General features: G+C 52.6%; 28 protein-coding genes and 1 pseudogene. 14 read left to right on the top strand and 15 right to left on the bottom strand.

Translation table 11 applies throughout. The annotated features are described in order from the left end of the window. Window positions 1–76 precede the first annotated feature (76 nt). Window positions 77–979, top strand: a complete 903-nt coding sequence (locus ACMVME_RS00205) for a LysR family transcriptional regulator (protein ID WP_025203945.1) — start codon at window positions 77–79, stop codon at window positions 977–979. A gap of 161 nt (window positions 980–1,140) precedes the next feature. On the opposite strand, the pseudogene ACMVME_RS00200 reads toward ACMVME_RS00205, so the two are convergent. Next, window positions 1,141–2,040 (bottom strand): annotated as a pseudogene (locus ACMVME_RS00200) (LysR family transcriptional regulator). A gap of 161 nt (window positions 2,041–2,201) precedes the next feature. Between ACMVME_RS00200 and attM the strand changes: the two are divergent. Continuing rightward, complete coding sequence (gene attM / locus ACMVME_RS00195) at window positions 2,202–2,993, top strand: AttM family quorum-quenching N-acyl homoserine lactonase (RefSeq protein ID WP_251858735.1); 792 nt, start codon at window positions 2,202–2,204, stop codon at window positions 2,991–2,993. Between the two features lie 87 nt (window positions 2,994–3,080). Here attM and ACMVME_RS00190 read toward each other — a convergent pair whose 3' ends face one another. The 4 genes from ACMVME_RS00190 to ACMVME_RS00175 form a co-directional block, all read right to left on the bottom strand. After that, the gene (locus ACMVME_RS00190; RefSeq protein WP_251858736.1) at window positions 3,081–4,100 is read right to left on the bottom strand and encodes an NADP-dependent oxidoreductase; all 1,020 of its coding nucleotides are present in this window, start codon (window positions 4,098–4,100) and stop codon (window positions 3,081–3,083) included. After that, window positions 4,097–4,507 carry a hypothetical protein gene (locus ACMVME_RS00185; RefSeq protein ID WP_251858737.1) on the bottom strand — a complete coding sequence of 137 codons (411 nt, stop codon included), beginning with the start codon at window positions 4,505–4,507 and terminating at the stop codon, window positions 4,097–4,099. Before ACMVME_RS00185 ends, ACMVME_RS00190 begins: the two co-directional genes overlap by 4 nt. Window positions 4,508–4,511: 4 nt before the next feature. Next, complete coding sequence (locus ACMVME_RS00180; RefSeq protein ID WP_251858738.1) at window positions 4,512–5,330, bottom strand: oxidoreductase; 819 nt, start codon at window positions 5,328–5,330, stop codon at window positions 4,512–4,514. A 98-nt stretch (window positions 5,331–5,428) separates the two neighbouring features. Beyond that, on the bottom strand, window positions 5,429–6,208 hold the full coding sequence (locus tag ACMVME_RS00175; RefSeq protein ID WP_251858739.1) for an SDR family NAD(P)-dependent oxidoreductase: 780 nt from the start codon (window positions 6,206–6,208) through the stop codon (window positions 5,429–5,431). Between the two features lie 240 nt (window positions 6,209–6,448). On the opposite strand from ACMVME_RS00175, the gene ACMVME_RS00170 reads away from it, so the two are divergent. The 4 genes from ACMVME_RS00170 (at window position 6,449) to uspF (ending at window position 9,191) form a co-directional block, all read left to right on the top strand. Next, window positions 6,449–6,997 (top strand): TetR/AcrR family transcriptional regulator, encoded by a 549-nt coding sequence (locus ACMVME_RS00170; RefSeq protein ID WP_032681991.1) that lies wholly within the window; start codon window positions 6,449–6,451, stop codon window positions 6,995–6,997. Between the two features lie 177 nt (window positions 6,998–7,174). After that, window positions 7,175–8,386 carry a selenium metabolism membrane protein YedE/FdhT gene (gene yedE / locus ACMVME_RS00165; RefSeq protein ID WP_068794699.1) on the top strand — a complete coding sequence of 404 codons (1,212 nt, stop codon included), beginning with the start codon at window positions 7,175–7,177 and terminating at the stop codon, window positions 8,384–8,386. Then, complete coding sequence (gene yedF / locus ACMVME_RS00160; RefSeq protein ID WP_014170428.1) at window positions 8,383–8,616, top strand: sulfurtransferase-like selenium metabolism protein YedF; 234 nt, start codon at window positions 8,383–8,385, stop codon at window positions 8,614–8,616. The genes yedE and yedF overlap by 4 nt, the downstream gene beginning before the upstream one ends. 140 nt (window positions 8,617–8,756) lie before the next feature. Beyond that, window positions 8,757–9,191 carry a universal stress protein UspF gene (gene uspF / locus ACMVME_RS00155; RefSeq protein ID WP_014170429.1) on the top strand — a complete coding sequence of 145 codons (435 nt, stop codon included), beginning with the start codon at window positions 8,757–8,759 and terminating at the stop codon, window positions 9,189–9,191. A 29-nt stretch (window positions 9,192–9,220) separates the two neighbouring features. On the opposite strand, the gene ACMVME_RS00150 is transcribed toward uspF, so the two are convergent. Beyond that, window positions 9,221–9,559, bottom strand: coding sequence for an energy transducer TonB (locus ACMVME_RS00150; protein WP_080975384.1), 339 nt, complete (start codon window positions 9,557–9,559; stop codon window positions 9,221–9,223). 123 nt (window positions 9,560–9,682) lie between these two features. Between ACMVME_RS00150 and ACMVME_RS00145 the strand changes: the two genes are divergently transcribed. Then, window positions 9,683–9,889 (top strand): hypothetical protein, encoded by a 207-nt coding sequence (locus ACMVME_RS00145; protein ID WP_320726084.1) that lies wholly within the window; start codon window positions 9,683–9,685, stop codon window positions 9,887–9,889. A 217-nt stretch (window positions 9,890–10,106) separates the two neighbouring features. On the opposite strand, the gene ompW is transcribed toward ACMVME_RS00145, so the two are convergent. Further along, complete coding sequence (ompW, locus tag ACMVME_RS00140) at window positions 10,107–10,739, bottom strand: outer membrane protein OmpW (RefSeq protein WP_014170432.1); 633 nt, start codon at window positions 10,737–10,739, stop codon at window positions 10,107–10,109. Between the two features lie 282 nt (window positions 10,740–11,021). Here ompW and ACMVME_RS00135 point away from each other — a divergent pair, with 282 nt between their 5' ends. From ACMVME_RS00135 to yciA, 4 genes are all read left to right on the top strand, one after another. Next, window positions 11,022–11,426: a YkgJ family cysteine cluster protein gene (locus tag ACMVME_RS00135; protein WP_032680849.1), complete on the top strand. Its 405-nt coding sequence runs from the start codon at window positions 11,022–11,024 to the stop codon at window positions 11,424–11,426. Between the two features lie 25 nt (window positions 11,427–11,451). Further along, window positions 11,452–12,195 (top strand): YciC family protein, encoded by a 744-nt coding sequence (locus ACMVME_RS00130; protein ID WP_020882388.1) that lies wholly within the window; start codon window positions 11,452–11,454, stop codon window positions 12,193–12,195. A 52-nt stretch (window positions 12,196–12,247) separates the two neighbouring features. Then, window positions 12,248–12,787, top strand: a complete 540-nt coding sequence (locus ACMVME_RS00125; RefSeq protein WP_020882387.1) for a septation protein A — start codon at window positions 12,248–12,250, stop codon at window positions 12,785–12,787. Between the two features lie 104 nt (window positions 12,788–12,891). Then, window positions 12,892–13,287 carry an acyl-CoA thioester hydrolase YciA gene (gene yciA, locus ACMVME_RS00120; RefSeq protein ID WP_014170435.1) on the top strand — a complete coding sequence of 132 codons (396 nt, stop codon included), beginning with the start codon at window positions 12,892–12,894 and terminating at the stop codon, window positions 13,285–13,287. 38 nt (window positions 13,288–13,325) lie between these two features. Here the strand turns inward: yciA and tonB are convergent, their stop codons facing one another. Next, window positions 13,326–14,048, bottom strand: coding sequence for a TonB system transport protein TonB (gene tonB, locus ACMVME_RS00115; RefSeq protein ID WP_025203933.1), 723 nt, complete (start codon window positions 14,046–14,048; stop codon window positions 13,326–13,328). A gap of 221 nt (window positions 14,049–14,269) precedes the next feature. On the opposite strand from tonB, the gene ACMVME_RS00110 reads away from it, so the two are divergent. After that, window positions 14,270–14,566 (top strand): YciI family protein, encoded by a 297-nt coding sequence (locus ACMVME_RS00110; RefSeq protein WP_014170437.1) that lies wholly within the window; start codon window positions 14,270–14,272, stop codon window positions 14,564–14,566. A gap of 45 nt (window positions 14,567–14,611) precedes the next feature. On the opposite strand, the gene leuE is transcribed toward ACMVME_RS00110, so the two are convergent. From leuE to ACMVME_RS00090, 4 genes are all read right to left on the bottom strand, one after another. Beyond that, entirely contained in the window at window positions 14,612–15,247 is a 636-nt protein-coding gene (gene leuE / locus ACMVME_RS00105; RefSeq protein WP_020882385.1) for a leucine efflux protein LeuE, read from the bottom strand. A 67-nt stretch (window positions 15,248–15,314) separates the two neighbouring features. After that, the gene (locus tag ACMVME_RS00100; protein WP_032678335.1) at window positions 15,315–15,725 is read right to left on the bottom strand and encodes an Exc2 family lipoprotein; all 411 of its coding nucleotides are present in this window, start codon (window positions 15,723–15,725) and stop codon (window positions 15,315–15,317) included. Window positions 15,726–15,737: 12 nt separating this feature from the next. Next, the gene (locus tag ACMVME_RS00095; RefSeq protein WP_014170440.1) at window positions 15,738–15,866 is read right to left on the bottom strand and encodes a KPN_01571 family protein; all 129 of its coding nucleotides are present in this window, start codon (window positions 15,864–15,866) and stop codon (window positions 15,738–15,740) included. Window positions 15,867–15,982: 116 nt separating this feature from the next. After that, window positions 15,983–16,156, bottom strand: coding sequence for a YciY family protein (locus ACMVME_RS00090; RefSeq protein WP_086463573.1), 174 nt, complete (start codon window positions 16,154–16,156; stop codon window positions 15,983–15,985). 144 nt (window positions 16,157–16,300) lie between these two features. On the opposite strand from ACMVME_RS00090, the gene cls reads away from it, so the two are divergent. After that, on the top strand, window positions 16,301–17,761 hold the full coding sequence (cls, locus tag ACMVME_RS00085; RefSeq protein ID WP_014170441.1) for a cardiolipin synthase: 1,461 nt from the start codon (window positions 16,301–16,303) through the stop codon (window positions 17,759–17,761). 33 nt (window positions 17,762–17,794) lie between these two features. After that, window positions 17,795–18,124 (top strand): HI1450 family dsDNA-mimic protein, encoded by a 330-nt coding sequence (locus ACMVME_RS00080; protein ID WP_006810881.1) that lies wholly within the window; start codon window positions 17,795–17,797, stop codon window positions 18,122–18,124. A 31-nt stretch (window positions 18,125–18,155) separates the two neighbouring features. Here ACMVME_RS00080 and ACMVME_RS00075 read toward each other — a convergent pair whose 3' ends face one another. Genes ACMVME_RS00075 through ACMVME_RS00065 form a run of 3 tightly spaced genes read right to left on the bottom strand, consistent with a single transcriptional unit; the run spans window position 18,156 to window position 21,054 of the window. After that, a complete protein-coding gene (locus ACMVME_RS00075; RefSeq protein ID WP_044866074.1) occupies window positions 18,156–19,025 on the bottom strand; it encodes an ion transporter in 870 nt (289 codons plus the stop codon). A 14-nt stretch (window positions 19,026–19,039) separates the two neighbouring features. After that, window positions 19,040–20,044 carry a murein tripeptide/oligopeptide ABC transporter ATP-binding protein OppF gene (gene oppF, locus ACMVME_RS00070; protein ID WP_014170444.1) on the bottom strand — a complete coding sequence of 335 codons (1,005 nt, stop codon included), beginning with the start codon at window positions 20,042–20,044 and terminating at the stop codon, window positions 19,040–19,042. Continuing rightward, window positions 20,041–21,054, bottom strand: coding sequence for an ABC transporter ATP-binding protein (locus ACMVME_RS00065; protein WP_014170445.1), 1,014 nt, complete (start codon window positions 21,052–21,054; stop codon window positions 20,041–20,043). Before ACMVME_RS00065 ends, oppF begins: the two co-directional genes overlap by 4 nt. Between the last annotated feature and the right edge of the window lie 10 nt (window positions 21,055–21,064).

Here is a 21,064-nt window from a genome sequence, read left to right as displayed (position 1 = left end):
CAGAGGGATAATAGAACGAGGGTATTGTTTCGTGTATCCTGCCACTGATGTACACACTGGTTAGCAAACCTAAACAATGAAAATCGACCTTAATCTTTTACCTCTGTTTCTGGCTGTCGCAGAGGAACGTAGCTTCAGCGCTGCCGCCGAACGTCTTGGCGTGACGCGATCGGCGGTCAGCCAGGGGATCAGACGCCTGGAGGATACGTTCGGGACCCTGCTTGTCATGCGCACCACGCGTTCGGTAAACCTGACTGAAGCGGGAGAACGGCTGCGAAAATCGTTGTCCGTACCGCTATCAACGATTGACGCGGCGTGCGAAGACGTTCTCTCTGACAACGGGCCGCGAGGGCATCTGAAAATTGCTGTCACCTCAATTGCAGAAGAATTTCTTTCAGGCCCTCTGCTCGCGTCCTTTGCAGCCGCTAACCCTGCAGTCACCATCGATATCGTCGTGTCGGATGACGAATTTGATATTGTGGCAGCGGGCTATGATGCCGGCGTAAGGCTCGGTGACGTGATCGAAAAAGACATGATTGCTGTCCCTCTGACGGGACAGCAACGGGAAGTGGTGGTGGCATCACCAACGTATCTGGCGGCCCACAGCGCACCGCGCCATCCGCGAGAGCTTATCCGCCATCGCTGTATCGGCTGGCGCCCATCGCCAGACGTCGCGCCCTATCGCTGGGAATTTGAGGAAGCGGGAATACCTTTCGACGTGGCGGTTGAACCGCATATCACCACCAACGATCTCCGTCTCATGCTCAGGCTCGCGCTTGCGGGGGGAGGAATTACCTTTGCAACCTATGAAACATTCAGGCCATTTATTGAAAAAGGACAGCTTGTTTCATTACTGGATGATTTTCTTCCACCTTTTCCAGGGTTTTATCTGTACTTCCCGCAACGTCGAAATATGGCCCCCAAGCTGCGGGCTCTGATTGAACACGTCAGGCAGTGGGGGAAGACGTCACTGCAGTAGTTTCAAACCCGCGCAGAATATTTAGCTTCCGGAGAGTTGCCGCGCCGTAGCAGCGAATGACGCATGCTCGACTGGGCAAGCCATTAACCGGGGTGTACCTCAGGCAGGCAAGAAATTTTGTTCAACCGTTTATTTAACAGCCTCATATTCGAGTTTGAGAACTATAGCTGCCCTTTTGTTACCGAGCGCGTAAGGCTTGTGCGAAGTTCGTTTTCAAGGAAAGCGACACATGCTCGTGTTTCAGCGGAGATGATATTAGCCGGGGGATAAAGTAGATATGCAGGGAATGAAGGAACAAGGTAGTCGGGTAACACAGGTACGAGATGCCCGTCGGCAATCTCCTGTTGGCAAACCGGAGACTGCAATACCCCGATTGCCCTTCCTGCCAGAAGCACAGTACGTAACGGCCGTCAGTGGCTGGAAGTGAATGTTATTCTCACAGGGACGGTGAGTAACGCGTTGTCAGGCGCGATCAGCGTCACATGGTTATTCATAAACAGGCCCGAAACACGAGCAAACGCATGTCGGGCGAGCTCACCCGGTGTACGGGGCATATCATAACGCTGCAAATATTCGGGAGAGGCCACCAGCAACCGCTCAATTTTCCCCAACGGGCGGGCAACATAATATCCTTCCCCCGCCTCACCAAGACGTAGCGAGATATCCACACCTTCGGTGACCGGGTCCGTCACTCTGTCACTGAGCACCAGATCTATGTTTATGCCCGGATAGGCCAATTGCAGTTTAAGCAGGGCGGGCATAAGTAACTCTTCCCCGGCTCCATAGGGTGCGGCAATGCGCAGGGTTCCACTAATTGCTTCACCATTATCCACGATTGCCAGCGCATGGTCAGCCGCTGCAACGGCGCTTTTGCTCCGTTCATAGAACAGCGTCCCGCTATTGGTGAGAGACATTCGGCGCGTATGACGTCGCAGCAGGCGGGTATTAAGATGAGCTTCCAGACGCTCTATCCTTTCACTGACCGCCGGCTGTCCGATGCCGAGATCGCGCGCAGCGGCAGACATGCTTCCGCGCTCAACCACCCGAATGAAAATACGCATTGCCGTAAGTAAATCCATTCACCGATTATATTGGTAAAACCGATAAATGAAAGTGGTCCCGCCCCTCTACTGCCAGGCCCTTCTGTTAATGAAAATCTGTGCGTCCACGGCTGTTGTAGCTATGGCGTACAGAACATTTCATTTTTTACGGGAAAAGAAGCATGTCAGATATCAGGCTTTATATGTTCCAGTCGGGCTATCAGCGTTGTAAATATCACGATATCAGGATGAATCAGGGTGAAGGCTCCGACTACATTATACCTGTCCCCTGGTTTTTACTGACGCATCCGCAGGGAAATGTTGTTATTGACGGTGGTCTTGCGGTGGAAGGGCTGAAGGATCCCCGCGCCTACTGGGGACCGACTGTTGACCAGTTTCAACCCATCATGGATACAAACCAGGGCTGTAGAAGACAACTGGCGAAGCTCGGAATAAGGCCAGAATCGGTGCGTTATGTTTTACTCTCCCACCTCCACTCTGACCATACCGGCGCGATTGGCCGCTTTCCTGAAGCCACTCATCTTGTGCAACGTGCTGAGTACGACTATGCCTTTTCACCGGACTGGTTTACCGCCGGGGCCTACTGTCGGAAAGATTTTCATCGCGAAGGTCTCAAATGGCAGTTTCTGGCAGGAGATGCCGATGACGGTTTTGATCTGTATGGCGACGGCGTTCTGAAAATTATTTACACACCAGGCGACTCCCCGGGTCATCAATCTTTTGTCGTCTCCCTGCCGAGTGGAAAATCGTTCACCCTGGCGATAGATGCTGCCTATACGCTTGACCATTTTCAGGATAAAGCCCTGCCTGGCTTGATGACATCGGCCAGTGAGGTGGCACGATCGGTGGCAAAACTAAGAGTGGTTACCCAGATGCATAATGCGGAAATTATTCCCGGGCACGATCCTGATATCTGGCCGCATTATGCGATGAAGACGGAAGGCTATAACTGATACGAACGGTGATAGTGACAATACCTCTTCCCTGAGGCGATAACCCTGGTCATTTATGCTTAGCGCAGAGGCAAGCCTTCGTCTCTATCACTCATGAATTTTAACCACCACTTTCCCCTTTGCATGCCCGCGAGCCAGATAGGCGAAGGCGTCGCCAGTTTCGGCAAAGGGGAAAACGTTGTCGATAACAGGCTTGATGCGTTGAGCGTCCATGAGTTCAGCGATTTGGCTAAGCTGGCTGCCATCAGGGCGGACAAAGAGAAACGAATAGGTTAATCCTCGTTTTTTTGACAGTCGCATGATTTTGCGGCTCAACAGTCCTAATACAAAACGCAGGAAAACATTGAGGTGTCTTTCCCGTGCGAAAGCCGTATCTAACGGCCCGATCAGGGAAACTATCTTCCCTCCCGGTTTAAGGATTTGGGTGGATTTCTCAATCGCGTCACCTCTGATAGTCCCGAGGACAATATCGTAGCCGCTCAGCACTTTTTCGAATTCCTGCTTTTTATAGTCAACCACCTCATCTGCACCAAGGCGGCTCACCCAGTCAATGTTGGCGGTGCTGGTTGTCGTCCCTACCGTTGCGCCAAGGTGTTTTGCCAGTTGGATAGCAAAACTGCCAATTCCACCGGAGCCGGCCGGGATAAATACTTTCTGCCCCGCTCGCAGCTTCGCGCGTTCCGTCAGCGCTTGCCAGGAGGTGAGACCGACCATCGGAAGCGACGCTGCCTGTACGAAATCCAGAGTGGCGGGTTTTAACGCTGCAAGGTTTTCTGGCACCCGCACAAATTCAGCAAGCGAACCCGTTCCCCTGTCAAAAATACTGGCAAACACCTCATCGCCTGCGTTGAAACGCGTCACGCGGCGTCCTGTGGCAACGACAACGCCGGACACGTCACTGCCCAACGTCGCGGGGAGACTGAAATGCAGAACACGTTTGAACATGCCGGTCGGGATCATGTTATCGATCGGGTTCAGACCTACTGCATACACTTTGACTAGAATTTCATCATCACCAGGGGACGGAAAATCTATGTCGTCGAATCCCAGTTCAGGGGATTTACCATAGCGTTTAAACGTAAATGCTTTCATCGTCTTCTTATTCATTTGTCTTTTACTCTGCCGGGTTTGCCGGTGGCATGTTTCTTACCAACGCTGTTGCTGAGTAAAAAAGCGATACCCAGGAATAGCTCGATAAATACTGCAATAACGATCTGCCCATTAACGTGTCCTGCATACCACTCAACAACGCCGGACGCGGCTAAAATCAAACATAACGTACCGATTCCTGCTGCCAGGGCATAGCGTGCCAGCGAGGGCTCTGCGTGCCTGGCGAATAAACACATCACCCCCAGGCCCGCGTACAGGGCGGCAGAGCGATGGCCGAGCACATCAGTTCCCGGTGTCGGCGTGATTCCCCACTGCGTTAACAGCAGTTGCGGGAAGAACATCCATATCGCCGTCAGGATGAAAAACAACCCGGTAGTCAGAATAGCCAGTTGAGAAAATTTCATATTCTTATTCTTTCGCGTCGAGCTGAAGACTGTTGCGTACTACCTTGTCCAGAAGTGAAGCAGGCGCAAAGCGGCGAATAAAATTCAGTTTCCCCGCCAGCGTGCCCGCCGTATAACGCACCTTAGGCCGTAAAGACTGGGCAGCCTTTAGCACCACATCAGCCACCACTTCCGGACGTTCCGCCTCGTCCATTGCCTTGCTGACGACGTTGTTCAGCTTAGCCCGGAGCGGTTCATATTCTTCTAGCTTCGCGTCAGGTTCTAAATTGTTTGCGTCGAACTGTGTCTTTATATAGGCCGGCTCGATCACGGAAACCCTGATACCCTGTGTGCGCAGTTCATGGTCCAGCGCGCCCGTATACCCTTCAACCGCATGCTTACTGGCTGCATACAGTGCCACGTACGGTAGCGGGACAATCCCTAATATCGAACCAATGTTGATGATGCGGCCACTGCCCTGACGGCGCATGTGCGGGATCACTGCCCGCGTCATTCTGACCAGGCCAAGAAAGTTGGTGTCGAAAATACGCCTGGCCTGATCAATCGAACTTTCTTCCGCGGCCGCAGGAGCAACCCCAAAGCCCGCATTATTCACCAGCAAATCTATCCGCCCTTCCAGGTGCAGTAACGCCTCAATGGCGGCGCTCACGGACGCATCGTCCGTCACATCAAGCGTTAATAACGCAAAGGGATGTGTACCTGCCTGCGCACCGCGCCGGCTGGTGCCATAGACCGTATACCCCGCGGCCAGCAGTTTTTTAGCCGACGCCTCACCGATCCCCGAAGAAGCTCCGGTCACCAGTGCTACACGTTTTTTTGTCATTCTCACTACGCTCTCTTGATGGAGTCCTGCTCACCCTGCAGCGCAACAACACGCTGCAGGGAAACAACGCGGCATAGGGTTATGCCAAATCCCCGTGACTACACTGTGTACCGTTCTGCCGCTTTAGCCTGATTGATATCCGCCAGCAGAGCCTGACGCGCCTTCTCCAGGTCATCCCAGTGGGCAGCATTTTGTAAAGGAGGGATGGTGACGAGTTCGCGACGATCAAAGCCGGCCAGGGCTGCGTCAACTAACTGACCCACTTCCATCATCTCGGGCGCCTTAGTGATATCAATACCTGCACGCTCCCAGATTTCGGTGTAAGTGCCGGCCGGAAGTACTGCCTGGACGTAAACGCCCGCGGAGGACAGCTCAATATGCAATCCCTGCGACAGGAAAAGCACAAAGGCTTTGGTGGCACCGTAAACCGTCATGGCAAATTCCGGGGCGAGCCCAACGACGGAGCTGATATTGACGATTGCGCCTTCTCCGGTTTTGACAAACCGTGGCGCCGCGGCACTCGCAAGCCTCGTCAGCGCAGTGACGTTCAGGGCGATAAGACGCTCAATTGCCTCAGGCGTCTGGCCGGTAAAATTGCCCGACTGTGCCATGCCCGCGTTGTTAATCAGCACCCCTATTTTTTCGTCATCACGAAGACGAGCTTCCACCGTCGCTAAATCCGCTGCCTGAGTGAGATCGGCTGGCAGTACATCTACAGAAACGCCCTTCTCCTGTCGCAGATGCTCGGCGAGTGCGTCTAATTTTGTTTTATCGCGGGCAACCAGAACCAGGTCATGTCCACGGTTCGCAAATCTTTGCGCATAAACAGCACCAATACCCGTCGATGCGCCTGTAATGAGAACTGAAGTTTTCGTCATATGTGATCTTCTTTATTCAATGTTGAACAGAATCTGCACTGTTCGATGCAGGTAAATCCGGGGATATGTCCGGCTCTCTTTGCTGATCTCAGTCAGACTGACGGAGCGCGCATAACTCTGCGAAGCACCGTCGGGAACATGGATTTAATGATGATGATCATAATCTATAAAGTCAACTGGTTTGATTATGATCATCATCAATGTATAATTGAGCCTTGTTTTGTAAGGGGGCGGGAACGCATGAAAGTGTCAAAAGAGCAGGTTCGGGAAAACCGGATGCGCATTGTTGAAACGGCATCAGAACTTTTTCGTGAGCGCGGCTATGACGGCGTGGGCGTGGCGGAGCTGATGTCTGCGGCGGGTTTAACCCACGGCGGGTTTTATAAGCACTTTGGTTCAAAGGCTGACCTGATGTCAGAAGCCATGAACTGTGGTTTTGTACACGCCGCGGAAAACCTGGCGGGTGTGGACCGAGAAAAATTCATTGAATATTACCTCTCCCGACAGCATCGCGATGATATGGCCAGGGGTTGTGTGATGTCTGCCCTGGGCACCGACACCGCCCGTCAGTCCGAGTCCATCAAAGAGACATTTGCGGCTGGGGTTGAACGCCAGTTGGCAATGTTAAGCGACGAAAATGTCTCACGTGCTGACCTGATAGACACCTTTGCACATCTTGTCGGTGCTCTGGTGTTGTCCCGTGCCTGCCCGGATAATTCTGCGCTCGCTGACGAAATTCTGGATGTCTGCCGCTCGCGTATTCTGCGTGAGGAGCCGCGAAAAGAGTGAATATTTTGCAGCCGGGTGAGTGATTGCCAGGAGATATCAGGAAGATTTGATGATGGAGGTCATAAAAAAGGTAGGTATTTTGGAGAAAAGTTTTGGAGAGGTTTTGGAGAAAGAAAAAAAGTTATATATTCCAGCCCGTTAAATCCAAATATACCTTCTGAGTTCAGAGGCTTACTCATGTCATGGCAATACTTCAAACAGACTTACCTGGTTAAGTTCTGGTCACCTGTACCCGCCGTTATCGCAGCGGGGATCCTGTCTACTTACTATTTCGGCATTACCGGTACGTTCTGGGCTGTAACCGGCGAGTTTACCCGCTGGGGTGGACAGCTGCTGCAGCTTGTCGGTGTGCATGCTGAAGAGTGGGGTTACTTTAAGCTCATTCATCTGGAAGGCACTCCGCTGACCCGCATCGACGGGATGATGATCATCGGCATGTTCGGCGGCTGTTTTGCCGCCGCGCTGTGGGCAAACAACGTTAAGCTGAGAATGCCAAAAAGTCGGATCCGCATCGTACAGGCGGTCATCGGCGGCATGATTGCCGGTTTCGGTGCGCGCCTGGCGATGGGCTGTAACCTTGCCGCCTTCTTTACCGGTATCCCACAGTTTTCGCTACATGCCTGGTTCTTTGCCGTCGCTACCGCCATCGGTTCTTACTTTGGCGCAAAATTTACCCTTTTGCCGCTGTTCCGTATTCCCGTCAGGATGGTTAAGGTCAGCGCCGCATCGCCGCTGACGCAAAAACCGGCTCAGGCACACCGTCGTTTCCGCCTGGGGATGCTGGTCTTTTTCGCCATGGTGGCATGGGCACTGTGTACAGCGCTCAATCAACCTAAACTGGGTCTGGCAATGCTGTTTGGCGTGGGCTTTGGTTTGCTTATTGAACGCGCGCAGATCTGCTTTACTTCAGCGTTTCGCGATATGTGGATCACCGGGCGGACAATGATGGCAAAAGCGATTATTGCCGGGATGGCGGTGAGTGCTATCGGCATCTTCAGCTATGTTCAGTTAGGTGTTGAACCGAAAATCATGTGGGCCGGCCCGAATGCGGTGATTGGCGGCCTGCTGTTTGGCTTCGGGATTGTGCTGGCTGGCGGTTGTGAAACCGGTTGGATGTACCGCGCCGTTGAAGGTCAGGTGCATTACTGGTGGGTTGGCCTGGGGAACGTGCTCGGGTCAACTCTCCTTGCGTACTACTGGGATTCCCTTTCTCCTGTCCTCGCGACAAACTGGGATAAGGTCAACCTGCTCAGCACGTTCGGCCCGCTCGGTGGCCTGTTAGTGACGTACGCCCTGCTGCTGGTCGCTTTTTTACTGGTGATTGCGCAGGAGAAACGGTTCTTCCGCCGTGCCGCTGTCAAAAATGAAACGCAGGAGAATGCCGCATGAAAGAGATCGTGCCTGACTATCGTCTGGATATGGTGGGCGAACCCTGCCCTTATCCCGCTGTCGCTACGCTGGAAGCCCTGCCTCAGCTCAGGAAAGGGGAAATTCTGGAGGTGGTGAGCGACTGCCCGCAGTCTATCAACAACATTCCTCTGGATGCTAAAAACCACGGTTACACCGTGCTGGACATTCAACAGGATGGGCCAACCATTCGTTATTTGATACAGAAATAATCCCGCCACAGACGCTCCTTAACCGGGGCGTATCCTGCCCCAAAAATCCGCCTTACGTCCCACTTTGGCGGTAAATACAGTCCCCTGTTCTCCCCCGGAACTACACTTAAAGTGGATAAAAAACAAACAGGAGGTGTGGCATGTTTGCGTCAATTCTCGTTCCTGTCGATATTTCAGAGCGTCGCCTGACCGAACAGGTGATTCCCTATGTTCAGGCGAACGCAGCAATCAGTAACGGCAAAGTGCATTTTCTGACTGTCGTTCCTTCTTTCCCCTACTATTCCTCTCTTGGTCTGGCCTATTCCGTTGAGATGCCAAAACTGGAAGAAATGCAGCAGGAGGCGCTGGCGAAATTGAATGAGATCGTTACGCAGTTCAATTTACCGGCCGACCGCATTCAGACCCACGCCATTTCTGGCACGCCTAAAGATCAGATCCTGAAACTGGCTGAGAGTATCAATGCAGACCTGATAATTATTGCGTCTCATCGACCTGATATTTCGACCTATCTGTTAGGCTCTAACGCTGCGGTCGTCGTGCGCCACGCAAAATGCCCGGTGCTGGTGGTGCGTTAGCGTGCCTGCGAGGAAAGATAAGCCCCGGACTATCGGGGCTTATTTACTGTGAAAGTGACCGTTTCTGTTTGACGGTTTTTATTCGGTGATAAACACCATATTTGCACGGCACGCAGCGTTTCGCGTTCAAACACCCCTTCAGGCTGTGCAGAGACAATACGTATATCGTGTGGATGACCATCGTCGCCCACAGAAAAAGAGAAAACAACGTTACCCTCAATGCCCAGCGCCTGTGCCTTTACGGGCATGGCAGGGAAAGGCTTATTCGTTATTCCATTGCACGGTTTCTGCGCCGGTTCAGGTTGCATGGGCTGTTGATGGCAGCCAGAAATGAGCGTAACCGCAGCCGCAATAATTATTCTTTTCAATATTATGTCCTGTAAAATTTAACGTCTCGCTTTTCGAGAACAGTATATTGCGGCATCTGGCATTAATCTCCTCCCAACCCCGATAGCCTGCTTGCGGAATAACTTTCATAAATGGACTTTCTCATGAATCAAATTCTTCCGTCAGTGTGTATTACTGCTGTGCTTGCCGGATGTGTTCCCCTTCCCCCTAAACGCTGTCACAAACAACGTGCCCCCGATGCCTGTACTTATAAGCATTCCGGTAAAGTCTCGGATAACAATATCCACGGGCCACAGGCCTGCGCCATTGAGCAATCACTGGACGCCGCACTGACCGATCCTCACGCATGAAGCGGTAAGCGATGCAATCTGCACCTCGACTTTAAGGATGGTGTGAATAGGTTATGGTCAGGCGTTGACTGACGCGGCTAAACGGGCAGTATTTCCGCCGTTTACGGTTCAGCATGTATTTGATGAGATGAGTACAGCACGCTGGAATATGGAGGGGCAACCTTAATCGCCCCCCGAAGCAAGACTGGCCATAACCAGGCCAGTCTCAGGGGATAAATCAGAAACGATAACCCGCGGAGAACATAAACACCCACGGATCGAGGCGAGTGCTGATACTTTGCTGTTCACCGCCCGCTTTAAAGCGAACGTCGGTATCAATGTCCATGTACCAGACCGAGGCGTTAATTAACCAGTCACGGTTAATCAGATAATCCAGCCCCACCTGCCCCGCAACACCCCACGAGTCTTTCAGGCTGAGATCGGTAAGCCCGGCTTCTTTACCGGTATCGTTAAATTTCTCGTCGAAGAAGGTGGTGTAGTTCACCCCTGCGCCAATATACGGACGCACCTTACTGTTAGCATCACCAAAGTACCACTGCGCCATCAGTGTTGGCGGTAAATGGTGCACCGTCGCGATATCCCCGGTTGGCCCTAAACCGACGCGATGACGGAATGGCGTTGCTGCCAGAAGCTCAACACCAATGTTCTCCGTCGCCATATACGTAAAGGTCAAACCGAGTTGGGTATTGTTGCTGACGTTAAAACCGCCCATACCCAGTACGCTATCAGAGCCTTCTGTTGGACGCACCGTTGCCGAACCGGCACGAATAAAGAATTCACCTGCTTCATGCGCATACGCGCCGCCAGAGAGACTGCTTAATACAAGGGCTGCCACCGCTAATTTTTTCATATCCGCTCCATCGTTGTGGTTTTAGTCGCGGAGGAGAATATACTCACAAATGAGTAATAAGTGATCTGCTACAGATCACATTAAAACCAGTAAGTTAACATTCATTGATCTGGGTTAATTTTTGGTGACACACCGTAAAGCGATAAGTTGTCGTCAGGTCAATTTCTGGCATTTCGGCGTTACAAAATTTTCTCTTTTCACCCTCTTGCTCTTCCTCTCGCGGCTGGATAATTTAGCGCTCTCACAAGTTGATTTGATGCGTTCTTCTTTTGCAGGTGTGCCATGAGTGATGTTAACCCGTGCATGACGTGCGGAGCCTGTTGTGCGTATTTTCGAGTCTCTTTCTACTGGGCCGAAGCCAGCGATGGCGGCGGTACCGTTCCGGTTCATCTCACTGAACCGTTAACGCCTTTTCTGCGCTGCATGAGCGGCACCAACCAAAAACCGTGCCGATGCGCTGCGCTTCAAGGTGAACCTGGGGTGTCCACCCGGTGCTCTATCTACGAGCACCGCCCCAGCCCGTGCCGGGAATTTTCCATGTCAGGTGAGGATGGGCAGGTCAATGAAGCCTGCAATCGTGCCCGTGCGCGCTTTGGATTACCGCCGCTTTACAAAGATATGCTTTTCCATACAAGCCTTGATGCTGCCACGACAGTGTTATCCGGTGTACAATTGCCGGCTAATTAACACCTGCAATACTCAAGGAGAGTGCATGTCTATCACGGCGAAGTCTGTCTACCGTGACACGGGAAACTTTTTCCGCAATCAGTTCTTAACCTTTTTACTGATCGCGTTGCTATGCGCCTTCATTACAGTGGTGCTTGGCCATGCGTTCTCGCCAAGTGACGAACAGATTGCAAGCCTGAGCCAGGGCGACAACCTTGCAGATAGCGTGGGGTTGTTTGAACTGGTACAAAACATGACGCCGGAGCAGCAACAAATCCTGCTGCGGGCTTCCGCTGCTTCGACATTCTCTGGTCTTATCGGCAATGCGATTCTGGCAGGTGGCGTTCTGCTGATGATTCAGCTGGTTTCCGCCGGTCAGCGCGTCAGCGCCCTGCGGGCGATTGGTGCCAGCGCGCCGGTATTACCGAAGCTGTTTATCCTCATCTTTTTAACCACCATGCTGGTGCAAATGGGGATTATGCTGGTCGTCGTGCCGGGTGTATTACTGGCTATCGTGCTCTCTTTCGCGCCGGTAATGGTCGTGCAGGATAAACTGGGGATCTTTACCGCGATGCGCAGCAGCATCCGGCTCGCCTGGGCAAATATACGCCTGGTGGCACCGGCTGTTATCGGCTGGCTGTTGGCGAAAACGCTCCTGCTGCTGTTTGCCCCGAATTTTGCGGTACTCACGCCAAATGTTGGCGCGGTGGTGGCAAATACGCTGAGCAACCTCATTTCAGCGGTACTGCTGGTCTATCTGTTCCGCCTGTATATGTTAATTCGTCAGTAATCCTGTGGCCGGGAACGTCAGCCCGGCCCTACACAGAAGATGGAATCACAGAATGAAGCAGTTTCTTGATTTTTTACCGCTCGTGGTCTTTTTCGCTTTCTACAAGCTGTATGACATTTATGCCGCCACGACTGCACTGATCGTGGCCACAGCGGTTGTGCTGATCTACAGCTGGGTTCGCTACCGTAAAGTTGAAAAAATGGCGCTGGTGACCTTCGTCCTGGTCGCGGTGTTTGGTGGACTCACTCTGTTCTTCCACAACGATGAATTCATCAAATGGAAAGTCACGGTGATTTACGCTCTGTTTGCGGGTGCGTTACTGATTAGCCAGTGGGTGATGAAGAAGCCGCTGATCCAGCGGATGCTGGGCAAAGAGCTGACGCTGCCTCAGGAAGTGTGGTCTCGACTGAATATCGCCTGGGCGATCTTCTTTATTCTCTGTGGTCTTGCCAATATCTATATTGCTTTCTGGCTGCCGCAGAATATCTGGGTCAACTTCAAGGTCTTTGGCCTGACGGCTCTGACGCTCATCTTCACGCTGTTAAGTGGCGTTTATATCTATCGCCACATGCCACAGGACGACCAGCACTGATCGTTCACCGACCAGAACGTGTGCAGCAGGCGTTCTGGTCTATTCTCTCCAGCCTGAAATCATAGTAGCATCCCGCCTGAAGTCTTCAGTTACGAGTTAAAACAATGACAACAAATAACGCCCCTCAGGGCGAACTGGTTTTACGCACACTGGCAATGCCCGCTGACACCAATGCCAATGGCGATATTTTTGGCGGCTGGCTGATGTCGCAAATGGATATGGGCGGCGCTATTCTGGCAAAAGAGATTGCACATGGCCGGGTAGTGACGGTGAGAGTGGATGGCATGACCTTCCTGCGCCCGGTTGCAGTGGGTGATGTGGTTTGCTGTTACGCGCGTTGCGTAAAACGTGGCAATACCTCCATCTCCATTAACATCGAAGTGTGGGTGAAAAAGGTCTCGTCCGAACCCATTGGACAGCGTTATAAAGCGACAGAAGCGCTGTTTATTTATGTGGCCGTGGACAACGAAGGTAAACCCCGACCGCTTCCTCAGGCCTGATTGCCCGGTAAAAAAAAGCCTCCTTGCGGAGGCTTTTTTTATTCCATCTGTGCCCCGCCATTCAGGCGGAAGACAATATTCACGATCAGTCCGTTGCCCGGTTTACCGGCTTCATAACGCCATCTGCGCATCGCCGTTTTCACTTCTCTCTCGAACATATTAGACGGCTGCGCGGACAGTATTTCCACGTTCTCAACACGCCCTTCCGGCGTAACATCGAATTTCACCCGTACACGGCCCTCAATACGTAATGCCTGAGCACGGGCCGGATACTGCGGCTGATTACGGCTGACCGCACGCGGTCCCGCGGGTGCGGTGACTGTCGGTTTGGCTGTCGTCGTGGTGTTATTCATCACCGGACGCGAAGGTGCTGCGTTTTCTACCGTCTGCGTGGCGCGGGGTTCAACCGGACGCGTTTCGCGTTTTGGACGTTCTTCTACCTTTTTCACCGGTTTTGGCTTCGGCTTAGGTTTCGGCTTCGGCTCGGGTTTGTGGATCACCACCGGAGCTTCTTTTGGCGGTTCCGGCACCGGTTCAGGTTCGGGTTCCGGTTCGGCGACGGGCTGTGGCGGCGGAGGCGCAACCTGCGGCGGTTCGAGATCCGCTGGCGATACCATCGTCACAGAAATAGGCTGTGCGGGCGCTGGCATTTCAACAACCTGATGAACCGAGGTATAAAGCAAACCCGCCACGACAGCACCGTGAATAACGACAGAAAGCAGCGTCGGCCAGGGAAAGCGGCGAGGTAAATCAAGGGTCATCGAAGTCATAATCATCAACGTTAAAAAACCGAACACTGATTTTAAATGCAAATAGCAATCATATTCAATAAGACACTTTGTCCTGGCGCAATTTAAGCGCAAGAGAGGCCAAAAAAGGCGCATTCAGATCAGGGTTTTAACATTGTTTTTATCTTTACATTGCAGTCAGTTGCCCTTTCACATAACGTTACTGACACTTTTAATGGTTAAGGAGCTTCACCGTGCTTTACGTGATTTACTCTGAAGATGTCGCTGATTCCCTCGAAAAACGCCAGTCCGTTCGCCCTGCCCATCTGGCGCGTTTACAACTGCTCCAGGATGAAGGTCGATTACTGACCGCGGGTCCAATGCCTGCGGTAGACAGCAATGACCCTGGCGCTGCCGGTTTCGCGGGCTCCACGGTGATCGCCGAGTTTGAATCCCTGGAAGCGGCTCAGGCCTGGGCTGATGCAGACCCGTACGTTGCCGCAGGTGTCTATGCGAAGGTGACGGTTCGCCCGTACAAGAAAGTGTTTTGATGCAAAAGTGGCTCCGAAAGGAGCCACTCATCTCTTCAGTTCTCTTCAGTGCAGTGACGCTAAGCGCGCCGCAAATCCGACAAACAGCAGCCCAATCAGCCCGTTCCCCAGCTTTGCCAGTTTCTTTTTGGTTTTCAGATAACGCGTGACAAACGCACCAGAGAAGATCAGGAAGCTCATATACATAAAGCTAATCAGCTCCAGCGTGGTCGCGAGGATCAGGAAAGACGTGCCCGTGTTTTTCGCATTCACATCGATGAACTGCACAAAGAACGAGACATAGAACAAAATAGCCTTTGGATTCGTCAGGCTCAGCACCAGCGAGCGTTTCATGATCATGCTCGCAGGCTCGGTTCCGCTCTCATGGGTATTCTTCTGACGGGTGATGACTGACCAGAGCATTTTGCCGCCGAGCCACAGGAGATAAAAAGCACCGAGGTAGCGCACAATATTAAACAGAACCGGGGTCGTCTGGATTAATGCTGCGACGCCCGCCCAGGCCAGAAACATCAGCACTGCATCGCCGATAAATACGCCAGTGGCGGCGAGATACCCTTTTTTAACACCGTGCCCAATACCGGTTTTCAGTACAAACAATGTGTTCGGTCCAGGCACCAGCACGATAAAAAATGCCCCTACAACATAGGTCCAGAAATTAAGTACACCAAACTCCGCAAACACCTCTCACTCCTTTTGCTAAAAAACGACGGGAATATCGCTGCAAATACGATATCCCCAAAATCAGACGCTATTGTACGCCGTTATAGCCATCAAGATAAGTCGTAGCCAGTTCGTTACCAAATAAAACGGCGTCCTTCTCTTCCATTTGAGACGTCCATTTATCCGCGGTATTACCGTCGAAAGCATGCTCCGTTTTCGCCTGATTCTTCAGTTGATCGCGAATGCTTTGGGCGTACTGGTTTGCCTCAGACAGTGTGCGTCCTGCAGCGCGATCGGTTTTCCCCTGCTCATAAAGCTCACGGAACTGAGGGACATTCAGACGATAATTTTGCGATACACTTGACGTAAAATTGCCGCCAGTAAAATTGGTTTTATGCGACACGAAATAATAAGCATGCCTTTCCGGTGACGTTTTACTGCTGGCACAACCGCTCAACACGGCAATCCCAAGAAGGGCAGCAACCACTTTTCCGTTCATCTCTTTTCCTTTTTAGTTTATCCAGTGCGATATCCCGCTGAGCAGTAAATTAATCAACGCGGATAATGACGATAATCCTGCGTTTTCCCTGATCGCATCCAGCGCAAGCAGCACAATAAATACCCAGAGATAAGGATTCATCTTTGAAATGCATAAGATTAAGAGGGCGGAGTATATCGCGGAATGAATCGGGGGAGAGACTGCGAAAAATGATAGCCTGAAAATCAGTGGGCACCTTAACGGTGCCCTGATGGTTCTCAGATAACCTGTGTAGCGAACAGCAACGCGTTACGGTGTCTGGTCATTCCACATTTTCTGATGGCGTGTATACGCATATTGCGGCGGGATTGTGCTTCCAGCCAACGAGCCTTGCGACGACTCACCTGTCGCAACATGCGCCAGCGCCCTACTTCTGTTCTACTGCGCTTCATGTTTACAACTCTTTCTCTAACAGAAACCCCATTATAAACCCAACCCCGCAGCAAACCAGCGCTTTTAACTGGCGTTTTTATTTGCCAGATGATTCCTGATGCGTACACTCATAACAATACGCTTTCAAAAGGATTTTTTTACCTATGACAACCTTCTACACCGTGGTGAGTTGGCTGGTCATTCTGGGATACTGGCTGTTAATCGCGGGTGTGACTTTGCGCATCCTGATGAAGCGCAGAGCCGTACCCTCTGCCATGGCCTGGCTGCTGATAATCTACATCCTGCCGCTGGTGGGGATTATTGCCTATCTCTCTTTCGGTGAGCTTCATCTGGGTAAACGCCGTGCCGAGCGTGCCCGCGCCATGTGGCCTTCAACCGCCAAATGGCTCAACGATCTCAAAGCCTGCAAACATATCTTTGCCGAGGAGAACAGCAGTGTTGCCTCCTCGCTGTTTAAGCTGTGCGAACTCCGTCAGGGTATTGGCGGCGTTAAGGGCAACCAGCTCCAGTTGCTGACCTCCTCGGATGACGTCATGCAGGCCCTCATCCGCGATATTCAACTGGCTCGCCATAATATCGAGATGGTGTTCTATATCTGGCAGCCTGGCGGCATGGCCGATCAGGTTGCTGAATCGCTGATGGCCGCTGCGCGTCGGGGCATTCATTGCCGCCTGTTGCTGGACTCCGCTGGCAGCGTCGCCTTCTTTCGTAGTCCCTGGGCGGGCATGATGCGTAATGCCGGTATTGAAGTGGTTGAGGCGCTGAAGGTCAATCTCTTGCGTGTGTTTCTGCGCCGGATGGATCTTCGCCAGCACCGTAAAATGATCATGATCGACAACTATATTGCCTATACCGGCAGCATGAACATGGTTGACCCGCGGTTCTTCAAGCAGGACTCGGGTGTCGGGCAGTGGGTAGACCTGATGGCGAGAATGGAGGGGCCCATTGCCACCTCGATGGGCATCGTTTATTCCTGCGACTGGGAGATAGAAACCGGGAAACGTATCCTGCCGCCACCACCGGATGGCAATATCATGCCATTTGAAGAGGCCAGCGGACACACCATCCATACTATCGCTTCCGGACCGGGCTTCCCGGAGGACCTGATCCATCAGGCGTTGCTGACGGCCACTTACGCAGCGCGTGAATATTTGATCATGACCACCCCCTACTTTGTTCCCAGCGATGACCTGCTGCACGCCATCTGTACCGCGGCACAGCGCGGTGTCGATGTGAGTATCATCTTGCCACGCAAAAATGACTCGCTTCTGGTGGGCTGGGCCAGCCGGGCATTCTTCAGTGAACTGCTGGCTGCGGGGGTGAAAATCTACCAGTTTGAAGGCGGATTACTCCATACCAAGAGCGTGCTTGTCGACGGCGAGTTAAGTCTGGTGGGTACGGTTAACCTGGATATGCGCAGTCTGTGGCTGAACTTTGAAATCACACTGGTGATCGATGATGCCGGCTTTGGCGGCGATCTGGCCGCGGTCCAGGATGATTATATCTCCCGCTCGCGACTGCTGGATGCCAGACTGTGGGTTAAACGCCCGCTGTGGCAGAGAATTACCGAACGACTGTTTTACTTCTTTAGTCCGTTGCTGTAAAACGTGCCCAACGATGTTAAACAGGTAGTCATCATGGAAATGGATCTGAACAATCGCCTGACCGAAGACGAAACGCTCGAACAGGCCTATGACATTTTTCTCGAACTGGCGGTTGATAACCTCGATCCCGCAGACGTGATCCTCTTTAATCTCCAGTTTGAAGAGCGCGGGGGCGCCGAGTTGTTCGACCCTTCTGAAGACTGGGCTGAACATGTGGATTTCGACCTCAATCCTGACTTCTTTGCCGAAGTGGTGATTGGCCTGGCCGATGAAGATGGCGGTGAAATTAACGACATCTTCGCCCGCGTCCTGCTGTGTCGCGAGAAAGACCACAAGCTGTGTCATATTCTCTGGCGCGAATAATAAAAAAGGCTGCGATTGCAGCCTTTTTTATTTAATCCGGTAACTCACTTCCGCACTGATTACAAAACCGCGCGCTGTGTTCATGTTCACCCTGGTGACATTTCGGGCATTTTCGTTGCGCTTTACGGTTCTGAAAAGCACTGCTCATGTGCGTAGTAATGAGCCCTGTCGGGACCGCAATCACCGAATAACCAATCAGAATCAGTACCGAGGCGACAATCCGTCCCAGCGGAGTGTGAGGAGCTATATCACCATAGCCAACGGTCGTGACGGTCACAATCGCCCAATAAACAGAAGCATTCAGCGTTGAGAAGCCATTCTTCGGCCCTTCTATCAAATACATCAGCGCGCCGAATATCACCATGACGATGGCAATAAATGAATAAAACAGGATCAGCTGATGCCGCGCGCTGACGATGGCACTCCAGAATATCCGCAATGACGGCATAAACCGCAGCAGTTTAAGAATGCGTAACACCCGAATAACGCGCATCGCTCGCCAGGCAAAAACATAGCTCAGACTGATTTCTGGCCATAGCCACATGACATAGAGCGGCAGGATCGTGGCTAAATCAATAAATCCCCAGAAGCTGAAGACATATTTGGCCGGGTTAGGCCAACAGAATACCCGCAGGAAATATTCAGCGGTAAAGACCAGCGTAATGACCAGCTCCAGCCAGACAAAGAGATGCCATTCTTCCAGCGTCAGGTGATACTGCGTTCCGACGCCCGATTCGATAAAAATGATCACCACGCTGAGCAGCGCAAACAGGGCGCAGAGGGCTTCAAAACGCCGTCCGGTTACCGTTTCAGGATCGAATAAAAGATGATAGAGCCGCCGACGGACGGAGGTGAATAATCGCGACACGTTAACCTCGCAAATAATAAGGGCTGACATCATGTCAGCCCTTGCGATTATAACGGGTCTACTTTCAGGCAGGAAACCGCATGTCGGAAACTGCCCTCCAGAACCGGACGTGTTTTTGCACATTCCGGCCCGGCCATCGGGCATCGCGTACGGAATACACAACCGGACGGCGGGTTAATCGGGGACGGTAATTCACCTTCCAGAAGCTGGATGGTTTTATTTTTTTCCAGATCCGGATCGGGAATCGGTACCGCAGACATCAGTGCCCGGGTATAGGGGTGCAATGGGTTATGGTACACCTCATCGTAAGTCCCTAATTCCACCGCATGGCCCAGATACATCACCAGTACGCGGTCAGAAATGTGTTTCACCACCGCGAGATCATGCGCAATGAAAATCAGCGACAGCCCCATTTCACGTTGCAGTTTCTGCAGCAGGTTAACCACCTGCGCCTGAATAGAGACATCCAGCGCCGAGACGGGCTCGTCACAGATAATCAGCTTCGGCTCAAGGATCAGTGCGCGGGCGATACCGATACGCTGGCACTGACCACCGGAGAATTCGTGCGGGTAACGGTTGACGAGGTTAGGCAACAAGCCCACTTTCATCATCATTGCCTTCACACGGTCGCGTACTTCCTGACGCGGCATCTTCGGATGATAGGTTCGCAGTGGCTCAGCAATGATCTCCCCGATGGTCATACGCGGGTTCAATGAGGCCAGCGGATCCTGGAAAATCATCTGGATGTCGCTACGCACATCGCGCCACTCGTCTGGCTTCATGCCCAGCAGATCTTTACCCAGCCAGGCAACTTTGCCGTCGGTGGCTTTCACGAGGCCTATGATGGCACGCGCAAACGTGGATTTACCGCAACCGGACTCACCCACCACCCCCAGGGTTTCCCCTTCATACAGACGAAGCGTTACGCCATCGACCGCTTTCAGGGTTTTCGGCGGCTGCCAGAACCACTGTTTTCCGTCTTTAATGTCGAAATGCACCTTAAGGTCAGCAATTTCGAGCAGGACATTTCTTTTTTCATCTAATGCGTTCATACCAGATCCTCCTGCGGCTTAAAGCAGGCGCGCAGTCGGCCTGGTGCAAACTCTTCCAGCGGCGGCGCGGTATTGCAGATTTCCATCGCGTGCGGGCAGCGTGGCTGGAACGGACAGCCTTTCGGCAGACGCAGCAGGTTTGGCGGGTTGCCAGGGATGGTCAGCAGGGATTCCCCTTCTGCATCGAGGCGCGGCACCGCATTCAGCAGACCAATGGAGTAAGGGTGTGCAGGCTGGTAGAACACGTCGCGCGCCTTACCATATTCCATGGTGCGACCGGCATACATCACCAGTACCTTGTCACAGATACCGGCCACTACGCCCAGATCGTGAGTGATCATGATAATCGCGGTGTTGAACTCACGCTTAAGCTCGTTCAGCAGCGTCATGATCTGTGCCTGGACGGTCACATCAAGCGCGGTGGTTGGTTCATCGGCAATCAGCAGTTTTGGCCGGCACATCAGCGCCATCGCAATCATGACACGCTGACGCATACCGCCGGAGAACTCATGCGGGAACATGCGCATGCGCTTGCGCGCTTCCGGCATTTTTACCGCGTCGAGCATTTTGACGGACTCCTCAAAGGCTTCCGCTTTGCCCAGGCCTTTGTGCAGCATCAGCACTTCCATCAGCTGCTCGCCGACACGCATATACGGGTTCAGCGAGGTCATCGGGTCCTGGAATATCATCGAAATCTGCTCAGCGCGCAGCTTGTTCAGCTCGTATTCCGGCAGGTTGAGGATCTCACGCCCGTTGAATTTGGCGGAACCGCCAATGACACCGTTAGACGCCAGCAGCCCCATCAACGCAAAGGCAGTTTGGGATTTTCCGGAACCTGACTCGCCCACGATCCCCAGCGTTTCACCCGCACGCAGGTTGAAGTTGAGATCGTTCACGGCGGTCACATCGCCATCCGGCGTTTTAAAGGTCACGCGGAGGTCTTTTACGTCCAGCAGGAGGTTACCCTGCTGTTGCGCCTGTGGCGCAGTGGCCGTTTCAATAATCGTCATGACGGCGCTC

The sequence above is a fragment of the Enterobacter cloacae complex sp. 2024EL-00711 genome, from assembly GCF_047529885.1.
Classification (GTDB): Bacteria; Pseudomonadota; Gammaproteobacteria; order Enterobacterales; family Enterobacteriaceae; genus Enterobacter; species Enterobacter ludwigii.
The sequence above is the reverse complement of the archived record's forward strand: the minus strand, read 5'-3'. Positions and strand labels throughout refer to the sequence as shown.